Source organism: Enterobacter cloacae complex sp. 309I3 (assembly GCF_050031595.1).
In the GTDB taxonomy this organism is placed as follows: Bacteria; Pseudomonadota; Gammaproteobacteria; order Enterobacterales; family Enterobacteriaceae; genus Enterobacter; species Enterobacter cloacae.
In genome coordinates this window covers 3,670,663-3,690,407 of record NZ_JBLGWI010000001.1, presented here as the reverse complement: position 1 = coordinate 3,690,407, position 19,745 = coordinate 3,670,663, and the positions used below count along the sequence as shown (strand labels likewise).

Annotated in this window: 23 protein-coding genes; 16 read left to right on the top strand and 7 right to left on the bottom strand. The window is 54.2% G+C overall.

Annotation, left to right across the window (positions count from 1 at the left end):
• Nucleotide 1: 1 nt before the first annotated feature.
• On the bottom strand, nt 2-700 hold the full coding sequence (gene tapT / locus ACQG22_RS17570) for a tRNA-uridine aminocarboxypropyltransferase (RefSeq protein ID WP_058678283.1): 699 nt from the start codon (nt 698-700) through the stop codon (nt 2-4).
• Between the two features lie 70 nt (nt 701-770).
• A complete protein-coding gene (trxC, locus tag ACQG22_RS17565) occupies nt 771-1,190 on the bottom strand; it encodes a thioredoxin TrxC (protein ID WP_058678282.1) in 420 nt (139 codons plus the stop codon).
• A gap of 204 nt (nt 1,191-1,394) precedes the next feature.
• Here trxC and ACQG22_RS17560 point away from each other — a divergent pair, with 204 nt between their 5' ends.
• Nucleotides 1,395-2,480 (top strand): tRNA/rRNA methyltransferase, encoded by a 1,086-nt coding sequence (locus ACQG22_RS17560; protein ID WP_023620103.1) that lies wholly within the window; start codon nt 1,395-1,397, stop codon nt 2,478-2,480.
• 38 nt (nt 2,481-2,518) lie between these two features.
• Here ACQG22_RS17560 and ung read toward each other — a convergent pair whose 3' ends face one another.
• Nucleotides 2,519-3,208: a uracil-DNA glycosylase gene (gene ung / locus ACQG22_RS17555; RefSeq protein WP_029882221.1), complete on the bottom strand. Its 690-nt coding sequence runs from the start codon at nt 3,206-3,208 to the stop codon at nt 2,519-2,521.
• A 314-nt stretch (nt 3,209-3,522) separates the two neighbouring features.
• Between ung and grcA the strand changes: the two genes are divergently transcribed.
• Nucleotides 3,523-3,906 (top strand): autonomous glycyl radical cofactor GrcA, encoded by a 384-nt coding sequence (grcA, locus tag ACQG22_RS17550; protein ID WP_013098327.1) that lies wholly within the window; start codon nt 3,523-3,525, stop codon nt 3,904-3,906.
• A 53-nt stretch (nt 3,907-3,959) separates the two neighbouring features.
• On the opposite strand, the gene srmB is transcribed toward grcA, so the two are convergent.
• Nucleotides 3,960-5,288, bottom strand: a complete 1,329-nt coding sequence (gene srmB, locus ACQG22_RS17545; RefSeq protein WP_058678281.1) for an ATP-dependent RNA helicase SrmB — start codon at nt 5,286-5,288, stop codon at nt 3,960-3,962.
• A gap of 132 nt (nt 5,289-5,420) precedes the next feature.
• On the opposite strand from srmB, the gene trmN reads away from it, so the two are divergent.
• On the top strand, nt 5,421-6,158 hold the full coding sequence (gene trmN, locus ACQG22_RS17540) for a tRNA(1)(Val) (adenine(37)-N(6))-methyltransferase TrmN (protein ID WP_058678280.1): 738 nt from the start codon (nt 5,421-5,423) through the stop codon (nt 6,156-6,158).
• Here the strand turns inward: trmN and nadB are convergent.
• Nucleotides 6,143-7,762, bottom strand: a complete 1,620-nt coding sequence (gene nadB / locus ACQG22_RS17535) for an L-aspartate oxidase (RefSeq protein WP_013098324.1) — start codon at nt 7,760-7,762, stop codon at nt 6,143-6,145. The two genes, trmN and nadB, sit on opposite strands and share 16 nt — an antisense overlap.
• A gap of 349 nt (nt 7,763-8,111) precedes the next feature.
• Between nadB and rseD the strand changes: the two genes are divergently transcribed.
• From rseD to acpS, 12 genes are all read left to right on the top strand, one after another.
• Nucleotides 8,112-8,192: a rpoE leader peptide RseD gene (gene rseD, locus ACQG22_RS17530; RefSeq protein ID WP_225368419.1), complete on the top strand. Its 81-nt coding sequence runs from the start codon at nt 8,112-8,114 to the stop codon at nt 8,190-8,192.
• Nucleotides 8,189-8,764, top strand: coding sequence for an RNA polymerase sigma factor RpoE (rpoE, locus tag ACQG22_RS17525; protein ID WP_006176728.1), 576 nt, complete (start codon nt 8,189-8,191; stop codon nt 8,762-8,764). Before rseD ends, rpoE begins: the two co-directional genes overlap by 4 nt.
• Nucleotides 8,765-8,795: 31 nt before the next feature.
• On the top strand, nt 8,796-9,446 hold the full coding sequence (gene rseA / locus ACQG22_RS17520; RefSeq protein ID WP_023620106.1) for an anti-sigma-E factor RseA: 651 nt from the start codon (nt 8,796-8,798) through the stop codon (nt 9,444-9,446).
• On the top strand, nt 9,446-10,399 hold the full coding sequence (gene rseB / locus ACQG22_RS17515; protein ID WP_013098322.1) for a sigma-E factor regulatory protein RseB: 954 nt from the start codon (nt 9,446-9,448) through the stop codon (nt 10,397-10,399). The genes rseA and rseB overlap by 1 nt, the downstream gene beginning before the upstream one ends.
• A complete protein-coding gene (gene rseC, locus ACQG22_RS17510) occupies nt 10,396-10,872 on the top strand; it encodes a SoxR-reducing system protein RseC (RefSeq protein ID WP_038420411.1) in 477 nt (158 codons plus the stop codon). Before rseB ends, rseC begins: the two co-directional genes overlap by 4 nt.
• A 185-nt stretch (nt 10,873-11,057) precedes the next feature.
• Nucleotides 11,058-12,857 carry a translation elongation factor 4 gene (gene lepA / locus ACQG22_RS17505; RefSeq protein WP_013098320.1) on the top strand — a complete coding sequence of 600 codons (1,800 nt, stop codon included), beginning with the start codon at nt 11,058-11,060 and terminating at the stop codon, nt 12,855-12,857.
• A gap of 15 nt (nt 12,858-12,872) precedes the next feature.
• Nucleotides 12,873-13,847, top strand: a complete 975-nt coding sequence (lepB, locus tag ACQG22_RS17500; protein ID WP_013098319.1) for a signal peptidase I — start codon at nt 12,873-12,875, stop codon at nt 13,845-13,847.
• A gap of 222 nt (nt 13,848-14,069) precedes the next feature.
• Nucleotides 14,070-14,750: a ribonuclease III gene (gene rnc / locus ACQG22_RS17495; RefSeq protein ID WP_003860711.1), complete on the top strand. Its 681-nt coding sequence runs from the start codon at nt 14,070-14,072 to the stop codon at nt 14,748-14,750.
• The gene (gene era, locus ACQG22_RS17490) at nt 14,747-15,652 is read left to right on the top strand and encodes a GTPase Era (protein WP_013098317.1); all 906 of its coding nucleotides are present in this window, start codon (nt 14,747-14,749) and stop codon (nt 15,650-15,652) included. Before rnc ends, era begins: the two co-directional genes overlap by 4 nt.
• A gap of 17 nt (nt 15,653-15,669) precedes the next feature.
• Nucleotides 15,670-16,377: a DNA repair protein RecO gene (gene recO, locus ACQG22_RS17485; RefSeq protein WP_013098316.1), complete on the top strand. Its 708-nt coding sequence runs from the start codon at nt 15,670-15,672 to the stop codon at nt 16,375-16,377.
• Between the two features lie 75 nt (nt 16,378-16,452).
• Complete coding sequence (gene pdxJ, locus ACQG22_RS17480) at nt 16,453-17,184, top strand: pyridoxine 5'-phosphate synthase (protein ID WP_013098315.1); 732 nt, start codon at nt 16,453-16,455, stop codon at nt 17,182-17,184.
• Nucleotides 17,184-17,564 carry a holo-ACP synthase gene (acpS, locus tag ACQG22_RS17475; protein ID WP_013098314.1) on the top strand — a complete coding sequence of 127 codons (381 nt, stop codon included), beginning with the start codon at nt 17,184-17,186 and terminating at the stop codon, nt 17,562-17,564. The genes pdxJ and acpS overlap by 1 nt, the downstream gene beginning before the upstream one ends.
• Here acpS and ACQG22_RS17470 read toward each other — a convergent pair.
• Together ACQG22_RS17470 and ACQG22_RS17465 are read right to left on the bottom strand one after the other, a co-directional pair.
• Nucleotides 17,561-17,821 carry a YfhL family 4Fe-4S dicluster ferredoxin gene (locus ACQG22_RS17470; protein WP_020690052.1) on the bottom strand — a complete coding sequence of 87 codons (261 nt, stop codon included), beginning with the start codon at nt 17,819-17,821 and terminating at the stop codon, nt 17,561-17,563. The two genes, acpS and ACQG22_RS17470, sit on opposite strands and share 4 nt — an antisense overlap.
• A 56-nt stretch (nt 17,822-17,877) precedes the next feature.
• Nucleotides 17,878-18,726 carry a MurR/RpiR family transcriptional regulator gene (locus tag ACQG22_RS17465; protein ID WP_013098313.1) on the bottom strand — a complete coding sequence of 283 codons (849 nt, stop codon included), beginning with the start codon at nt 18,724-18,726 and terminating at the stop codon, nt 17,878-17,880.
• Nucleotides 18,727-18,844: 118 nt separating this feature from the next.
• Between ACQG22_RS17465 and murQ the strand changes: the two genes are divergently transcribed.
• On the top strand, nt 18,845-19,738 hold the full coding sequence (gene murQ / locus ACQG22_RS17460; RefSeq protein WP_013098312.1) for an N-acetylmuramic acid 6-phosphate etherase: 894 nt from the start codon (nt 18,845-18,847) through the stop codon (nt 19,736-19,738).
• The last annotated feature ends 7 nt before the right edge of the window (nt 19,739-19,745 follow it).

The window sequence follows — 19,745 nt, the reverse complement described above, 5'->3', positions numbered from 1 at the left end:
TTTAAACGTTTTCTGTCCCGGTTGCTGTGACACTGCCCTTATGAACGGTTTTTCCCGCCAGATAGCGTTCGCGAAAACGGGAGAAATGGCTGCCCAGCGCGGCAGCCGCCTCGGTATCACCCGCTAAATCCAGCAGTGCGATCGCCACTTCGGCGGTGCAGTATTGTCCCTCGGCATGGGCTTCACGTAAGCGGTAGGCCGATACGCGAGAGAGGTCGACAGAAATGATCGGCAGCGCGTCAAGGTAAGGACTTTTACGGAACATTTTCCGCGCTTCTGTCCAGGTGCCATCCAGCATAATAAACAGCGGTGGTTTTCCGGATGGTGGGGCTGACAGTACCTGACGGTCGGCGCCTGCATAGGAGGCGGGGAAAACGACCATCGGCTGATAGTCCGGGCTTGCCACTAAGTCGAGCAGGGCCTGAGGAGGCTCCGTTCGCGACCACTGAAACGCGGCCGTATCAGGCAGAATATCGGCGATCAGACGGCCCGTATTGCTGGGTTTCATCGGTTCGGTATCAAACATGACCAGGCAAAAACGGCTTTCCGCCGTGGCCGGTTCCAGCGTGTCGCACAGGCACACTTTTAACGGCAGCAGGCAGCGCTGGCAGCGACGGATGCGGTTGCCACGAGCGAGAAAAGGGCGAGTCGCGCGGGCAAGGCGTTCGGCGCGTAATTGAAGTACAGCGTTATCAGTCATGGGCGAAAGGGCAGGAAAAACCCCATTTTCGCAGAGGCGGGAACGGGGCACAAGATGTGCCCCGTGAATGTTACAGCGACTCGTTCAACCAGCTCTCGAAAGGCGCTTTGGGTACTGCGCCGTTGAGCATGTCGATGACTTCACCATTTTTGAAAATCATGATGGTCGGAATGCTACGAATACGAAAACGGGCGCTGAGCTCGCGTTCTGCCTCCGTATTCACCTTCACAAAACGCATCTTCCCGCTGCGCTCTTCGGCGACATCTTCGAAGATTGGCGCGAAGTTACGGCACGGGCCACACCATGGTGCCCAGAAATCGACAACCACCGGGAGATCGTCCTTGAGGAGTTTGTCCAGCGTAGCACCTGTAGCGTTAATCACATCGCCATCAAACAACTCATGGCCACAACGCCCGCATTTCGCACCATCCTCGATCCGAGCGTCCGGAATGCGGTTAAGAGCCTGACAGTTGGCACATACGGTATTCATAACTAACCTCTGATAGAACCATGGGACAGCGGCAGTATGCCGATAATGTTTCTAATATGTTACATATTATCAATGAGCCTGTTTGAAACGACAATGCGTTTTATTCAATGAGAACAATAGTCACAGGCTTTTGTACGAAATTATGGCTATGCGCTTGCACATCGGGTAATCTGCGCGCTTCGCGCAGCGCTGGTGGAGAAAAGCATGAACGACGAAATGAAAAATAAAAGCGGCAAGGTCAAAGTGATGTATGTCCGCAGTGATGATGACTCTGATAAACGCACCCAAAATCCGCGTACCGGAAAAGGTGGCGGGCGTCCGGCGTCCTCTCGTGCAGACGGTGGCCGTCGCCCCGCCCGCGATGACAGAAACAACCGCGGCGATGACCGCAAACGTGATGACCGCAAGCGTGACGATCGCAAACGCGATGATTTTGCACGTGAGGGTTCGTCACCATGGCGTACCGTGTCCCGCGCGCCTGGCGATGAGACGCCTGAAAAAGCCGATCATGGCGGCATCAGCGGTAAAAGTTTTATCGATCCGGAAGTGCTGCGCCGTCAGCGTGCGGAAGAGACACGCGTGTATGGCGAAAACGCCTGTCAGGCTCTGTTCCAGAGCCGCCCTGAGTGTATCGTTCGTGCATGGTTTATCCAGAGCGTCACCCCTCGCTTCAAAGAAGCCCTGCGCTGGATGGCGGCAAACCGTAAAGCCTACCATGTGGTTGATGATGCTGAGTTGACGAAAGCGTCAGGCACCGAACACCACGGTGGTGTCTGCTTCCTGATCAAAAAACGCAACGGCACAACGGTGCAACAGTGGGTCAGCCAGGCCGGTGCCGATGACTGCGTGCTGGCGCTGGAAGATGTGGGTAACCCGCACAACCTGGGTGCGATGATGCGCAGCTGCGCGCACTTCGGCGTTAAAGGAGTACTGCTGCAGGATGCTGCGCTGCTGGAATCCGGTGCTGCGATCCGTACTGCGGAAGGCGGTGCCGAGCACGTTCAGCCGATCACCGGCGACAGCGTTCTGGATGCCATCGAGCAGTTCCGTAAAGCTGGCTATTCCATTGTGACGACCTCCAGCCATGCCGGTACGCCGCTGTTTAAAGCGACGCTGCCGCGCAAGATGGTGCTGGTGTTAGGTCAGGAACGTGATGGTCTGTCAGACGCGGCACTCTCAAGTGCGGATCTGAGCGTCTCTATTGACGGGACGGGCAATGTGGAAAGTCTGAACGTTTCCGTCGCGACCGGCGTACTGCTGGCGGAGTGGTGGCGTCAGAACAAAGCATAAGCTCTTTATGTGCCGGGCCAGCCCGGCACATTCATTTCTTACTCGCTTTCTGCCGGTAACACGGGCATCCAGTCAATCGGCGTTTCGCCACGTTTTTCCAGCCACTCATTCGCCAGAACAAAATGATTACAGCCAAAGAAACCACGATGGGCTGACAGCGGAGACGGGTGTGGTGCTTTCAACACGTGATGACGCTGACGGTCAATAATCGCCCCTTTCTTCTGCGCATGCGATCCCCAGAGTAAAAACACTACCCCCTCACGATGTTCATTGATAAGGCTGATGACTTTATCCGTAAAGGTTTCCCACCCAAGGCTGGCGTGAGAGTGCGCCTGACCTGCTCGTACGGTTAAGACAGTATTCAGTAACAGCACGCCCTGGCGCGCCCAGCTTTCCAGATAACCATGATTGGGCCGGGTAAAACCGGGGATCGTTCCTTCAAGCTCTTTATACATGTTCAGCAGAGAAGGGGGGATAGCCACGCCCGGGCGCACGGAGAAGGCCAGCCCATGAGCCTGACCAGGGCCGTGGTAAGGATCCTGACCCAGGATCACGACTTTGACATCGCTCAGTTCGGTATAGCGAAACGCGTTAAATACGTCTTTCTGGGGCGGATAAATCGTCTGGCCAGACTGCCGCTCTGCCGCAACGGTACTGAGAGTGTTGATAAAATAGGGCTGCTGTTTCTCTTCTGCCAGCACATCGTGCCATGTCAGCGGTGTCGTCATCTCGCTCTCCTGCGAATCTCATTCTGCGCCTAGCTTAACCGCTAAATCCTGCGGTGCAAAATTCCATGCGGAAATTAGCCCTAACTCCTTAAATTATGGTTGAAAAATTACAGATTGATTTGAATTGGTAAGGCTGGGAAATTGATCTGAAACAATAAAACCAGACCACACTCTTTGTGTGGTTGGTGATTTTGTTGATTTAAATCAATAAATCACTGGGGTGTGAATGATATATATACACACAAGAAACAATGGTTTTACCAATTGGCCGCGAAAGGCCGACACCAGTTAATGTAGCCTAAGGGAGGCAACACATGATTACAGGTATCCAGATTACTAAAGCTGCAAACGACGATCTGCTCAACTCTTTCTGGCTGCTGGACAGCGAGAAAAACGAAGCACGCTGTGTGGTAGCAAAAGCGGGTTTTGCGGAAGATGAAATCGTTCCAGTTAATAAGCTGGGCGAAATTGAATACCGCGAAATCCCAATGGAAGTGAAACCAGAAGTGCGTGTTGAAGGTGGTCAGCATCTGAACGTGAACGTACTGCGTCGCGAAACGCTGGAAGATGCGGTTAAGCATCCTGAAAAATACCCACAGCTGACTATTCGTGTGTCTGGCTACGCGGTGCGTTTCAACTCCTTGACCCCGGAACAGCAGCGCGACGTTATCGCGCGTACCTTTACTGAAAGCCTGTAAGGTTTTTAGCCACGGGGGTGGAACAAAAAGCCGGGATATTTCCCGGCTTTTTTTTACTCTTCAGTTTTCGCTTCTGACGCAGTACCGCTTGGCTTACGGCGTTTACCAATATTCTTGGTATCGCGATGACGCTGCTTCACGCGCGGCTTCTCTTTTTCTTTCTCTTTTCTCTCCGCACGTTTCGCCAGTGCTTTTTTAGACGGTTTGCCCGTCATTTTTTCACTCGGTGCACGCGTGCTTGGGCGCAGGCCATCGACAACGCGGGATTTCAGCGGCTCGTCGATATAGCGACCAATTTTCTGCAGCAGCAGATGGTCGTGCGCTTCAACCAGGGAGATCGCTGTACCTTTACGCCCGGCGCGGCCGGTACGGCCGATGCGGTGCAGATAGGTATCACCGCTGCGCGGCATATCGAAGTTGATCACGTGGCTGACGTCCGGAATGTCAATCCCGCGAGCAGCAACATCTGTTGCCACCAGCACGTTAACGCGGCCATCGGTCAGACGCTTAATGCCTTCGGTACGTTTGATCTGTGCCATCTCGCCTTCGAGGTAGCAGTTGTTAATCCCGGCATTACGCAGCATTTCAGCCAGCTCATGCACACGCTCGCGCTTACGCACAAAGACGATAGTGCGGGTGGCCTCTTCCTGCTTCAGCAGGTGCTTGAGCAATTCAACCTTGTGCTCAAGGTTGTCCGCGCGATAGTACCACTGGTGGATCTTCTTGCGTTCACGGGTAGAAGGCGTTGCCGACACTTCCACCGGATCTTCCAGCAGGCGCTCTGCGAAGTCTTTGATCGCGTCCCCTTCGAGGGTGGCAGAGAAGAGCATTGTCTGGTTGCGCCAGCGCGTTTCACCGGCGATGTGTTCGATATCCTGCGCGAAGCCCATGTCCAGCATACGGTCGGCTTCGTCCAGAATCAGGGTTTCTACCGCGCGGCAGTCAAAGTTCTCTTCTTTAATGTATTGCAGCAGACGGCCTGTCGTCGCAACGACGATATCCTGGTTTTCGCTGAACACTTCGGCGTGGTTCATATACGCAACGCCGCCGGTGATTGTTGCGATATCCAGATGGGTATTCGCTGCCAGCTCGCGTGCGTGATCGGCAACCTGCATAGCCAGTTCACGGGTAGGCGTCAGGATCAAAATACGCGGCGGGCCTGATTTTTTACGAGGAAAATCGAGCAGGTGCTGCAACACAGGCAGCAAGTAGGCTGCTGTTTTCCCCGTGCCGGTTGGCGCAGAACCGAGCACATCGCGGCCCTCAAGCGCAGGCGGAATGGCCGCTGCCTGAATGGCGGTCGGGCGTGTAAAGCCTTTGCTCTCAAGTGCATTGAGCAGGCTTTCATCGAGTTCAAGTTCGGAAAAAGTCGTTACAGTCATGTTCTACCTCTGTGTGGGGCGCTGATTATAGACGTTACGGCTGTAATCTTCATCTGTTTGTATGGATATCGCTTTTCGGCCACTTCGCTTTCCCCTATGCTACTCCAGTTTCACTTAGAAGGTTGCTCTGACATGTCTCAACTCAAAGCGCAATTGCGCCGCGATGGTTTTACGTTTAAACAATTTTTTGTTGCTCACGATCGCTGTGCCATGAAAGTCGGTACAGACGGTATTCTACTGGGAGCGTGGGCGCCTGTCGCAGGGGTTAAGCGCATTCTGGATATTGGCACCGGCAGTGGTCTGCTGGCATTAATGCTGGCTCAGCGCACGGATGAACATGTCACCATTGATGCGGTTGAACTGGATGCACAGGCAGCAGGGCAGGCGAGTGAAAATGCGCTCGAATCCCCCTGGGCAACCCGAATAAAAGTTGAATGCGCGGACGTACTGGCCTGGGCACCAGAGCAAACGGCGCGTTATGATTTGATTGTCAGTAACCCTCCCTACTACGCGCCCGGCGTGGAGTGCGGTACGCCTGAGCGCGAACAGGCTCGCTATACCGGTTCGCTCAATCATAAAGCCCTGTTAACCAGCGCGGCGAATTTAATTTCCGAAGAAGGGTTCTTCTGCGTGGTTCTTCCCGAAAGTACCGGTAATACCTTTATTGAGATCGCACGTGAGATGGGCTGGAACTTACGGCTGCGAACCGATATCTCGGATACGGAAGGGCGGTTACCACACCGGGTCTTGCTGGCGCTTTCACCAAAAGAGGGTGAATGTTTTAACGACAGGATGGTTATCCGTGGGCCAGACCAGCGTTACTCCGAAGATTACACTGCGCTGACCCAGGCATTTTATCTGTTTATGTGACGCTGCGGGGAGAGAACCGACGGGCCGGATTCAGGCAGCGTGTCGGGATAGTCCAGGGTGTAATGTAAACCCCGACTCTCTTTACGCATCATCGCGCAGCGAACAATCAACTCGGCAACCTGCACCAGGTTACGCAGCTCCAGCAGATTGTTGGAAACGCGGAAATTGGCATAATACTCATCAATTTCCTGCTGCAGCATGGTGATACGGCGTAAGGCTCGCTCAAGACGCTTCGTCGTGCGTACAATGCCAACGTAGTCCCACATAAATAGCCGAAGCTCATGCCAGTTATGCTGGATCACAACCAGCTCATCCGGGTTTTCCACGCGGCTCTCATCCCAGGCCGGTAAGTGCTCAGCGTGGCGGGCATACGGCATGCGTTTGGTTATATCCACCGCCGCGGACCAGCCGTAAACCAGACACTCCAGCAACGAGTTGGATGCCATGCGGTTCGCGCCATGCAGCCCGGTATAGCTCACCTCGCCGATGGCATACAGACCATCCACGTCCGTACGGCCATGATCGTCAACCATGACGCCACCACAGGTATAGTGAGCGGCTGGCACAATCGGTACCGGGTCACGCGTCAGATCAATCCCAAGGCTGAGCAGCTTTTCATAAATCATCGGGAAATGCTGACGGACAAACTCAGCCGGTTTGTGGCTGATATCCAGATACATGCAATCCACGCCAAGACGTTTCATCTCGTGATCGATAGCGCGGGCGACGATATCACGCGGCGCGAGCTCGCCCCGCGGGTCAAAGTCCGGCATAAAACGTGAGCCGTCCGGGCGCTTCAGATACGCGCCTTCACCGCGCAGGGCTTCCGTCAGCAGGAAATTGCGCGCCTGCGGATGAAACAGTGCGGTTGGGTGAAACTGGTTGAACTCAAGATTGGCAACACGACACCCGGCGCGCCAGGCCATGGCGATACCATCACCAGAGGCAATGTCCGGGTTGGTGGTGTATTGATATACTTTGGAGGCGCCACCTGTTGCCAGCACCACGGCTTTCGCCTGACAGGTTTCGACCTTTTCTTTGTTACGATTCCAGACCCAGGCCCCCACCACCCGGCGCGTGCCCGGCAGGCCGATTTTGTCAGAAATAATCAGGTCAACGGCATTACTGCGCTCAAGCACCCGAATATTAGGATGGCTGAGCGCCTTGCTGACCAGGGTGGTTTCCACCGCTTTACCGGTGGCATCTGCAGCGTGCAGGATCCGGCGGTGGCTGTGTCCGCCTTCGCGGGTAAGGTGGTAACTCTCTTCGCCGTTTGGCTGAACCTGAGTATCAAAGAGTACACCCTGGTCAATAAGCCACTGGACGCAGTGACGCGCATTGCTGGCGACAAATTCCGCAGCATGTTCATCGACGATCCCGGCTCCGGCAATCAACGTATCTTCGACGTGTGACGCAATGCTGTCTGTTTCATCAAACACGGCGGCAATTCCGCCCTGGGCATAAAATGTGGAGCCTTCGCTCATCGGTCCTTTACTCAGAACAATTACGCTCTGATGCTCAGCCAGACGCAGCGCCAGCGAGAGTCCTGCCGCGCCGCTACCGATGATCAGTACATCACAATGTAGTTCAGGTGTTGTGTTCATGATTTTTGTTTAATTTACTAAACAGTGTTTGGGCAGAATAGCATCTCAGTGCGAGATATCGCACGTTTTTTTTATTCTCAGTTGCAATGACTAAACGCGCATGCGCGGATTTCCGGCATGTAAAAGAAGGAAAATATTTTGCGAAGCAGGTCGTTAGCTTCAGATTTTGTGGTGAAATAAAGCCTGGGTTGCGTTACTCTTCTGACCGGATAAGAGATGTTTGAAGTCAGAAAGTGGGTATGTATCGTGAACAGACTTATAATGAGAGAAAATAAACAGTCTGTGACGCGATGAACAAAAACAAAGGCGTTACGGAACTTATTGAAGAATAGACACTCCAACTCGGTGCTTGCTCAAAAGTGCGGGATTTGTAGAGTGGCGTTTCGATAACGCGTGGAATTTTGGTTTGGGGAGACATTACCTCGGATGAGCGAGCAGTTAACGGACCAGGTCCTGGTTGAACGGGTCCAGAAGGGAGATCAGAAAGCCTTTAACCTACTGGTGGTGCGCTACCAGCATAAGGTGGCGAGTCTGGTTTCCCGCTATGTACCGTCAGGTGATGTGCCTGATGTTGTACAAGAGTCTTTTATTAAGGCCTATCGCGCGCTGGACTCGTTCCGGGGAGATAGTGCTTTTTATACCTGGCTGTACCGTATTGCGGTCAATACGGCAAAGAATTATCTGGTCGCTCAGGGCCGTCGTCCGCCTTCAAGTGATGTGGACGCAATCGACGCCGAAAACTTCGAAAGTGGCGGTGCGCTGAAAGAAATTTCGAACCCTGAGAACTTAATGTTGTCAGAAGAACTGAGACAAATTGTTTTTCGCACGATCGAGTCGCTCCCGGAAGATTTACGCATGGCAATTACGTTACGGGAGCTTGATGGTCTGAGCTATGAAGAGATAGCCGCTATCATGGATTGTCCGGTCGGCACGGTACGTTCACGAATTTTCCGTGCGCGAGAAGCTATTGATAATAAAGTTCAACCGCTTATCAGGCGTTGACGATAGCGGGATACTGGAAAAGGTATTAGGCATGCAGAAAGAAAAACTTTCCGCTTTAATGGATGGTGAAACGCTGGATAGTGAGCTGCTCAATGAGTTGTCTCATTCTCCCGAAATGCAAGAGACCTGGGAGAGTTACCATCTCATCCGTGACACCCTTCGTGGTGACACCAGCGAGGTTATCCATTTCGATATCTCAGCCCGCGTGATGGCGGCTATTGAGAATGAGCCTGTTCATCAGACCACTCCGCTGATTCCTGAAGCTCAACCTGCACCACACCAGTGGCAGAAAATGCCGTTCTGGCAGAAGGTGCGTCCGTGGGCCAGTCAACTTACTCAAATGGGTGTGGCGGCATGCGTATCGCTTGCAGTTATCGTTGGCGTCCAGCACTATAATACTCAGTCTGAAACTAATCAGCAGCCAGAAGCGCCAGTGTTCAATACACTGCCGATGATGGGCAAAGCCAGCCCGGTAAGTTTGGGTGTACCGGCTGATGCCTCCGCCAGTGGCGGTCAGCAACAGCAGGTTCAGGAGCAGCGCCGTCGCATTAATGCGATGTTGCAGGATTATGAGTTGCAGCGTCGTCTGCACTCAGAACAGCTTCAGTTTGAGCAGGCACAAACCCAGCAGGCTGCTGTGCAGGTGCCAGGAAACCAAACTTTAGGAACGCAATCGCAGTAATGAAGCAACTTTGGTTCGCCATGTCTCTGATGGCGGGTAGCCTGTTCTTCTCTGCCAACGCCTCGGCTGATGTTTCATCCGGGGCGTTGTTGCAGCAAATGAATCTGGCCAGCCAGTCACTCAATTACGAGTTGGCATTTATCAGCATCAATAAGCAGGGCGTCGAGTCGTTACGCTATCGCCATGCCCGTCTTGATAATCAGCCGCTCGCGCAACTTTTACAGATGGATGGCCCGCGTCGGGAAGTGGTTCAGCGTGGTAACGAAATCAGCTATTTCGAGCCAGGCCTGGAGCCTTTTACCCTCAATGGCGACTATATCGTTGATTCTCTGCCATCGCTCATCTACACCGACTTCAAGCGCCTTGCCCCTTACTACGATTTTATTTCGGTAGGGCGTACGCGCATCGCTGACAGATTGTGTGAAGTGATCCGCGTTGTCGCCCGCGACGGGACGCGTTACAGCTACATTGTCTGGATTGATGCCGAAACCAAGCTTCCAATGCGTGTAGACCTGCTTGATCGCGATGGTGAAACGCTGGAACAGTTCCGCGTTATCTCCTTTAGCGTCAATAATCAGGTGGGTAATAGCATGCAGAATCTGGCGAAAGCCAGCCTGCCGCCGCTGCTCTCCGTTCCGGCGGGAGATTCCGTGAATTTCAACTGGGTTCCTTCCTGGATCCCGCAAGGCTTTACGGAAGTATCAAGCAGCCGCCGACAACTGCCTACCATTGAAACGCCGGTTGAATCGCGCCTCTACTCCGATGGCTTGTTCAGCTTCTCGGTGAACATCAATCGCGCGACGGCAAACAGTGCCGAACAAATGCTGCGTACCGGACGTCGAACAGTCAGTACCACGGTACGCGACAACGCGGAGATCACCATCGTCGGCGAATTACCCCCGCAAACGGCGAAGCGTATTTCTGACAGCATCAAATTCAGGGCTGCACAATGATTAAAGAGTGGGCTACGGTTGTATCATGGCAGGACGGTGTTGCGCTGGTAAGCTGTGATGTAAAGGCCTCCTGTAACAGTTGTGCATCCCGGGCGGGTTGCGGCAGCCGCGTGCTAAATAAGCTCGGGCCGCAAACCTCGCACACGCTTTCCGTGCCAAGTGAGCAACCGCTGGTGGCAGGACAGAAGGTGGAACTGGGCATTGCCGAAGGCAGCCTGCTGGGTTCCGCAATGCTGGTTTATCTCTCCCCGCTGGTGGGGCTCTTTGTGATGGGCGGCGTGTTTCAGATGCTGTTTGGTACCGATGCGGCGGCTATGTGCGGCGCTGCATTGGGAGGTGTGGGTGGTTTCTGGCTTGCCAAAGGTTTCTCCCCAAGGCTCGCAGCCCGCGAAGCGTGGCAGCCTGTTATTCTCAGCGTAGGGCTGGCACCAGACCAACTTCGTGTTGAGACGCTCTCCTCTGAGGCCCGGTGATCCATCGGGCTTTATCATCATTTACATCTTAAAAAAGAAAACGCCATTTCTTCACGCTATACCTGGCGCTAAGTGCATTTCCAGGTAACGGAGATGTAGTGTAGAATGCTGCGTTTTCGCACTGAAAAACGTCAGGCTAAGAACAGCGGCCTCCAGGAATTCGTAAGGCATAATTATTTAACTATATGAAGAACATACGTAACTTTTCGATCATTGCTCACATTGACCACGGTAAGTCGACGCTGTCTGACCGTATTATCCAGATTTGCGGTGGCCTGTCTGATCGTGAAATGGAAGCCCAGGTTCTGGACTCCATGGACCTGGAACGCGAACGTGGTATCACCATTAAAGCGCAGAGCGTCACGCTCGATTACAAGGCGGCTGATGGTGAAACCTACCAACTGAACTTTATCGACACCCCAGGCCACGTTGACTTCTCCTATGAAGTTTCTCGCTCGCTGGCAGCCTGTGAAGGCGCGCTGCTGGTGGTGGATGCGGGGCAGGGCGTAGAAGCTCAGACCCTGGCAAACTGCTACACGGCGATGGAAATGGATCTCGAGGTGGTGCCGGTTCTGAACAAGATCGACCTGCCAGCCGCTGACCCTGAGCGCGTGGCGGAAGAGATTGAAGATATCGTCGGAATTGACGCGACCGATGCCGTGCGTTGCTCGGCCAAAACCGGCGTGGGCGTTACCGATGTGCTGGAACGTCTGGTGCGTGATATTCCGCCACCAGAAGGTGACCCGGATGCCCCACTGCAGGCGCTGATTATCGACTCCTGGTTCGATAACTATCTGGGCGTTGTCTCGCTGGTGCGTATTAAAAACGGCACCATGCGTAAAGGCGACAAAATTAAGGTGATGAGTACCGGCCAGGTTTATAACGCAGACCGTCTCGGGATCTTCACACCAAAACAGGTTGACCGTACCGAGCTGAAATGCGGCGAGGTGGGCTGGCTGGTTTGTGCCATTAAAGACATTCTCGGTGCGCCAGTGGGCGATACCCTGACCGGCGCGCGTAACCCGGCAGAAAAAGCGCTGCCAGGCTTTAAAAAGGTGAAACCACAGGTTTATGCCGGCCTGTTCCCGGTCAGCTCCGACGACTACGAGAACTTCCGTGATGCGCTCGGCAAGCTGAGCCTTAACGACGCCTCTCTGTTCTACGAGCCAGAAAGCTCCACGGCGCTCGGCTTCGGCTTCCGCTGCGGCTTCCTTGGTCTGCTGCACATGGAGATCATTCAGGAACGTCTGGAACGTGAATACGATCTGGATCTGATCACCACCGCGCCGACCGTAGTGTACGAAGTGCAGACCACCAACAAAGAGATCGTCTACGTCGACAGCCCGTCCAAGCTGCCGCCGCTGAACAACATCGATGAGTTGCGTGAGCCAATCGCAGAGTGTCATATGCTGCTGCCGCAGGAATATCTGGGTAACGTTATCACGCTGTGCGTGGAGAAACGTGGCGTTCAGACCAACATGGTTTACCACGGTAACCAGGTTGCGCTCACCTATGAAATCCCAATGGCGGAAGTGGTTCTCGACTTCTTCGACCGTCTGAAGTCTACGTCTCGTGGCTATGCGTCACTGGATTACAACTTCAAACGCTTCCAGGCTTCGAACATGGTACGTGTGGATGTGCTGATCAACGGCGAACGTGTTGATGCGCTGGCCCTGATCACCCACAACGACAATGCCCCGTACCGTGGCCGTGAGCTGGTTGAGAAGATGAAAGATCTGATCCCGCGTCAGCAGTTTGATATCGCGATTCAGGCGGCCATCGGCAACCACATTATCGCCCGCTCTACCGTGAAACAGCTGCGTAAAAACGTTCTGGCGAAATGCTATGGCGGTGACGTCAGCCGTAAGAAAAAGCTGCTCCAGAAGCAGAAAGAAGGTAAGAAGCGTATGAAGCAGGTCGGTAACGTCGAACTGCCGCAGGAAGCATTCCTTGCCATTCTGCATGTTGGTAAAGACGGCAAATAACCCTAAGGAGTTGGCATGGCGAACATGTTTGCCCTGATCCTGGTCATCGCTACCCTGGTGACAGGTCTGTTGTGGTGTCTGGATAAGTTTATTTTCGCCCCAAAACGCCGTGAACGTCAGGCTGCCGCGCAGGCAGCCACAGGTGATGGGCTTGATGCGAAAACCCTGAAGAAAGTTGGCCCGAAACCGGGCTGGCTGGAGACCGGGGCATCGGTATTCCCGGTGCTGGCGATTGTGCTGGTGGTGCGTTCGTTTATTTACGAGCCGTTCCAGATCCCGTCAGGCTCCATGATGCCAACGCTGCTGATTGGTGATTTTATTCTGGTCGAGAAGTTTGCCTATGGCATTAAAGATCCGATCTACCAGAAAACGCTGATCGAAACGGGCCATCCGAAACGTGGCGACATTGTGGTGTTTAAATACCCGGACGATCCACGCCTTGACTACATCAAGCGCGCGGTGGGTCTGCCGGGTGATAAAGTCACCTACGATCCGGTTGCCAAAGAAGTGACCGTTCAGCCTGGCTGCAGCTCCGGTACCGCGTGTGAAAACGCGCTGCCAATCACCTACTCAAACGTTGAGCCAAGTGATTTTGTGCAGACCTTTGCCCGTCGTAACGGCGGTGAAGCGACCAACGGTTTCTTCCAGGTGCCGAAAGATGAAACCAAAGAGAACGGTATTCGTCTGGTCGAACGTAAAGAGACGCTGGGTGATGTGACGCACCGGATCCTGACCGTGCCAATTGCGCAGGATCAGGTCGGGATGTATTACAAACAGCCAGGTCAGCAGCTGGCCACCTGGATCGTACCGCCGGGACAGTACTTCATGATGGGTGATAACCGCGATAACTCCGCGGACAGCCGTTACTGGGGCTTTGTGCCGGAAGCGAATCTGGTGGGTAAAGCAACCGCAATCTGGATGAGTTTCGAGAAACAGGAAGGCGAATGGCCGACCGGGGTACGCCTGAATCGTATTGGCGGGATCCATTAATTCTCAATAATTGAACACGTAGTCGCTTTAATTAGCGGCTACGTGAATTATTTCAGCGATAAATCTCTTCGAACTAACGACATCCCCTGTCGTTGTGTATAGAATATTCCCCCGAAGTTTAAGGTTGGCCCTGCAAGGGTGCCACGGCACACGAAACCGCGTTGGTTTTCTCAGGTCGGTTTCGTGTGCTGCATTTTTGACGCATTCATTTATTGGTATCGCATGAACCCCATCGTAATTAATCGGCTTCAACGGAAGCTGGGCTACACTTTTCATCATCAGGAGCTGTTGCAACAGGCATTAACCCATCGCAGTGCCAGCAGCAAACACAATGAGCGCCTCGAATTTTTAGGTGACTCTATTTTGAGTTTCGTGATTGCTAATGCGCTTTATCATCGTTTCCCGCGTGTGGATGAAGGTGATATGAGCCGCATGCGCGCCACGCTGGTAAGGGGTAACACCCTTGCGGAAATCGCACGCGAATTTGAACTGGGCGAATGTCTGCGTCTTGGGCCGGGTGAACTGAAAAGCGGCGGCTTCCGTCGTGAATCTATTCTTGCCGATACGGTTGAGGCATTAATCGGTGGCGTGTTCCTGGACAGCGATATCCAGACCGTAGAAAAACTGATCCTGAACTGGTATCAGACCCGTCTGGATGAAATCAGTCCGGGCGATAAACAAAAAGATCCGAAAACGCGTTTGCAGGAATATTTGCAGGGTCGTCACCTCCCGCTGCCATCTTATCTGGTGGTGCAGGTGCGTGGTGAAGCGCACGATCAGGAATTTACCATCCATTGCCAGGTCAGTGGCCTGAGTGAACCGGTGGTGGGCACAGGTTCAAGCCGTCGTAAGGCTGAACAGGCTGCCGCCGAACAGGCGTTAAAAATGCTGGAGCTGGAATGAGCGAAGAAAAAACCTATTGCGGATTTATTGCCATCGTCGGACGTCCGAACGTGGGTAAATCCACCCTGCTGAATAATCTGCTTGGGCAGAAGATTTCGATCACCTCGCGTAAGGCACAGACCACGCGTCACCGCATTGTCGGTATCCATACTGAAGGCGCGTATCAGGCGATCTACGTCGATACCCCAGGCCTGCACATGGAAGAGAAGCGTGCCATTAACCGCCTGATGAACAAAGCGGCGAGCAGCTCGATTGGTGACGTGGAGCTGGTTATTTTCGTTGTGGAAGGCACCCGCTGGACGCCGGACGACGAAATGGTCCTGAACAAGCTGCGTGACGGTAAAACGCCGGTGATCCTCGCGGTCAACAAAGTGGATAACGTACAGGAAAAAGCCGATCTGCTGCCGCACCTGCAGTGGCTGGGTAGCCAGATGAACTTCCTCGACATCGTTCCGCTGTCTGCAGAGACCGGTCTGAACGTGGATACCATCGCCGGTATCGTGCGTAAGCATCTGCCGGAAGCGACTCACCACTTCCCGGAAGATTACATCACCGATCGTTCTCAGCGCTTTATGGCTTCTGAAATCATCCGCGAAAAGCTGATGCGTTTCCTTGGCGCAGAACTGCCGTACTCCGTGACGGTAGAGATTGAGCGTTTCCAGAGTAACGAGCGTGGCGGTTACGACATCAATGGCCTGATCCTCGTTGAGCGTGAAGGGCAGAAGAAGATGGTCATTGGCAACAAAGGCGCCAAGATCAAAACCATCGGTATTGAAGCCCGTAAAGACATGCAGGAGATGTTTGAAGCACCGGTTCACCTGGAGCTGTGGGTGAAAGTGAAATCTGGCTGGGCCGATGATGAGCGTGCTCTGCGCAGCCTCGGTTACGGCGAAGATCAGTAAACCAAGACGACGCGCAAATGGAAGGCTGGCAGCGCGCTTTTGTTCTGCATAGTCGTCCCTGGAGCGAAACCAGCCTGATGCTGGACGTCTTCACGGAAGAGTCGGGTCGCGTGCGCCTTGTTGCAAAAGGCGCACGTTCCAAACGTTCCAACCTCAAAGGCGCCTTACAGCCCTTTACGCCGCTGCTGGTCCGCTTTGGCGGGCGAGGGGAAGTCAAAACCCTGCGCAGCGCTGAAGCCGTCTCTCTGGCGCTTCCCCTTTCTGGCATCACGCTTTACAGCGGTCTGTACGTCAATGAACTCATTTCACGCGTTCTTGAACATGAGACTCGCTTCTCTGAACTTTTCTTCGATTATCTGCACTGTATCCAGGCCCTTGCTGGCGCAACCGGTTCGCCTGAACCCGCCCTGCGCCGTTTCGAGCTGGCGCTGCTGGGTCACCTGGGATATGGCGTCGATTTTCTGCATTGTGCGGGGAGTGGAGACGAGGTCGAAGACGGGATGACCTACCGGTATCGGGAGGAAAAAGGGTTTATCGCCAGCGTCGTGATTGATAACAACACCTTTACCGGACGCCAGCTCCGGGCGCTGTATGAGCGCGAATTTCCGGACCAGGATACCCTTCGTGCTGCAAAACGCTTTACCCGGATTGCGCTCAAGCCGTATCTTGGGGGCAAACCCCTGAAGAGCCGCGAATTGTTCAGGCAGTTTATGCCGAAACGTTAACGTTTTATCCCTCACCCCAGCCCTCTTCCGGAGGGAGAGAGGGAAGGAAAATGAATCAAAATACCGAGGATTGTCATGGCTGAATTACTGTTAGGCGTCAACATCGATCACATCGCCACGCTGCGTAATGCTCGCGGTACGGCTTATCCCGATCCGGTTCAGGCGGCGTTTATCGCTGAGCAGGCTGGCGCCGATGGCATTACCGTTCATCTGCGCGAAGACCGCCGCCACATCACCGACCGTGACGTGCGTATTCTGCGTCAGACGCTGGATACCCGTATGAACCTGGAGATGGCGGTCACGGAAGAGATGCTGACGATTGCCTGTGACACCAAACCGCATTTCTGCTGCCTGGTACCGGAAAAGCGTCAGGAAGTGACCACCGAAGGCGGTCTGGACGTGGCGGGGCAGCGTGACAAAATGCGCGATGCCTGCAAACGTCTGGCGGACGCGGGTATCTTGGTTTCTCTGTTCATTGACGCTGATGCGGAGCAGATCAAAGCGGCGGCTGACGTGGGTGCACCGTATATTGAAATTCACACCGGCTGCTACGCCGATGCCAAAAACGATGCCGAGCAGGCTAAAGAGCTGGAGCGTATCGCGAAAGCGGCTACTTACGCCGCGAGCCTGGGTCTGAAGGTTAACGCAGGGCATGGGCTGACCTACCACAACGTTAAAGCCATCGCCGCCCTGCCGGAAATGCATGAGCTGAACATCGGCCACGCCATTATTGGCCGTGCGGTGATGAGTGGCCTGAAAGAGGCGGTTTCAGAAATGAAACGCCTGATGCTGGAAGCGCGTCAGTAATGGCTATTCTGGGCTTAGGTACCGACATCGTCGAGATAGCCCGCATTGAAGCGGTGATCGCCCGTAGTGGCGATCGTCTGGCAAGGCGCGTGCTGAGCGATAACGAATGGGCCATCTGGGAAGCGCATCAGCAGCCGGTACGTTTCCTGGCCAAGCGCTTTGCCGTTAAAGAGGCAGCGGCCAAAGCCTTTGGCACCGGTATTCGTAACGGTCTGGCGTTTAACCAGTTTGAAGTGTTTAACGATGAGCTGGGTAAGCCGCGCCTGCGTTTATGGGGCGAGGCCTTGAAGCTGGCAGAGAAACTCGGCGTGGCGCACATGCACGTGACAATCGCGGATGAACGGCACTATGCCAGCGCAACGGTGATTATCGAGAGTTAAAGTTTGTCCGCGTGATGCATCAGGACAAACTTATCCCACAGCTGCTCTTCGCTTTCGACGTGTGCCGGATCCTTCAGGATAGTATTGGGGATCGGGCACACCTTCTGGCAGGTCGGCGTTTCATAGTGGCCAATGCACTCGGTGCAACGGTCAGTGTTAATCTCATAAATGCTGTCGCCCATCGAAATGGCCTGGTTAGGGCATTCCGGTTCGCACATATCGCAGTTGATGCATTTTTTGGTGATTAACAGCGCCATCAGGAAATTCTCAGAAACAACACAAACAGGGCGGGCATTATACGCTCATTCGTTGTTCAAACCAGTTTTTTTACCAGCTCTTCGCTGTGACGAATCCGCTCAGGCGCATGCTCCAGATCCTGCTGCACCAGTGCCATAAACAGCAGATCCGTCAGCATCATTTGCGCGCTGGTGGACGAGATAGCCGCGCTGCGCGTGGCCTGCTCCTCGGCAATGGTATACAAGCAGCGCGTTGCCCGCTGCTGCAGTGCATTGGGCGTAAAACCGGTAATAGCCAGAATTTTACCACCCACACGCAGGGCCTCGTCGGTGGCCATGTTGATTTCACGGCGTTCCCCGGTATAGGAGATCGCCAGCAGCAGATCGTCCGGATCCATGGCCTGCACTGTCGCCAGCAGGGCATGCATATCCTGTTCGACGATGGCGTTATACCCGATTTTCGTCAGCTTCCAGCCAAAATTACGCGCCACCAGCCCGGATGCACCGATACCGGTCAAAATGATCCGTCGTGCCGCACGCAGCATTGCCACGCTTTCCAGTAATTTTTCTTCGGTGTTCACATCGAGAGTGGCGTGCATGGCCGCGACGTTCTCTTTGATCAACTTCTCGCCCACCAGACGCATGGGATCATCGCCACGGATCTGATTATGCACCGGCATGGATTGCGGATTGGGGTTACTCACCAGGGCTTCGCTAATCGCCAGTTTCAGGGCCGGGAAGCCCTTAAAGCCAATCTTCTGGGCAAACTTCACCACGCTGGACTGGCTCACACCCGCTTCGCTTGCCAGCTGCTGAGAGCTGAGATGGCGGGCATGGTCGGGCTGAGAAAGCAAAAAATCCGCCAGCTTTTTGTCGCTTTGAGCAAAGCCTGCATAACGCTGGCGAATGCGAATTAAACAGTTCATACGTTCTCCTGGCGAAAATGTGATTGTCTGCGCAAATACGAATTTTGCTCGCCTGAATGAATTTTATATTCCATTATAGTGCGATTATTATGAATTAAAAATTCCAGAGGTAAAAAAGATGAATCTTGGCTCACTTGTATCAGAAACGCGCAACCCGCAAACCATGGATCTGGATGCTCTCTCCACCCTGGAGCTGGTTAACCGTTTTAATCAACAGGATACGCTGGTCGCACTGGCAGTGAAAGAGACATTACCAGAGGTGGCGAAGGCCGTCGATGCTGCGGCACAGGCGCTCAAGGCGGGGGGCCGCATTATTTATATGGGCGCCGGAACCAGCGGACGACTCGGTGTGCTGGATGCCTCTGAATGTCCGCCTACGTTCGGCGTTCCGCACGGGCTGGTGGTCGGTCTCATTGCCGGTGGGCCTGGCGCACTGCTGAAGGCGGTAGAAGGGGCGGAAGACAACAAACAGCTCGGTGAAGACGACCTGAAAGGGCTTAACCTCAACGCAAACGACCTGGTGGTCGGACTGGCCGCTTCCGGGCGCACACCTTACGTCATTGGTGGCCTGGAATATGCCAATCAGACGGGCTGCACTACCGTGGCTATCTCCTGTAATCCAGGCTCGCCCATTGCGCAGGTGGCCCACATCGCTATTTCGCCGGTCGTCGGGCCTGAAGCGCTCACTGGCTCCACGCGCCTTAAATCCGGGACCGCGCAAAAACTGGTGCTCAATATGATCTCCACCGGCGCGATGGTGAAGTTCGGCAAGGTGTATCAGAACCTGATGGTGGATATGCAGGCCACCAACGTCAAGCTGGTGGATCGGGCCTGTCGCATGGTGATGGAAGCGACCGGTGCGAGCCGCGAAGAGGCGGAAGCCGTACTCAAACAAACCGATCACGATGTGAAACCGGCCATTCTGATGATCCTGAGCGGGCTGGATGCCGCCGCCGCGCGAGCCAGGCTTGCCGAGCATAATGGATTCTTACGGGCGGCATTAGAAAACTAACACAGAG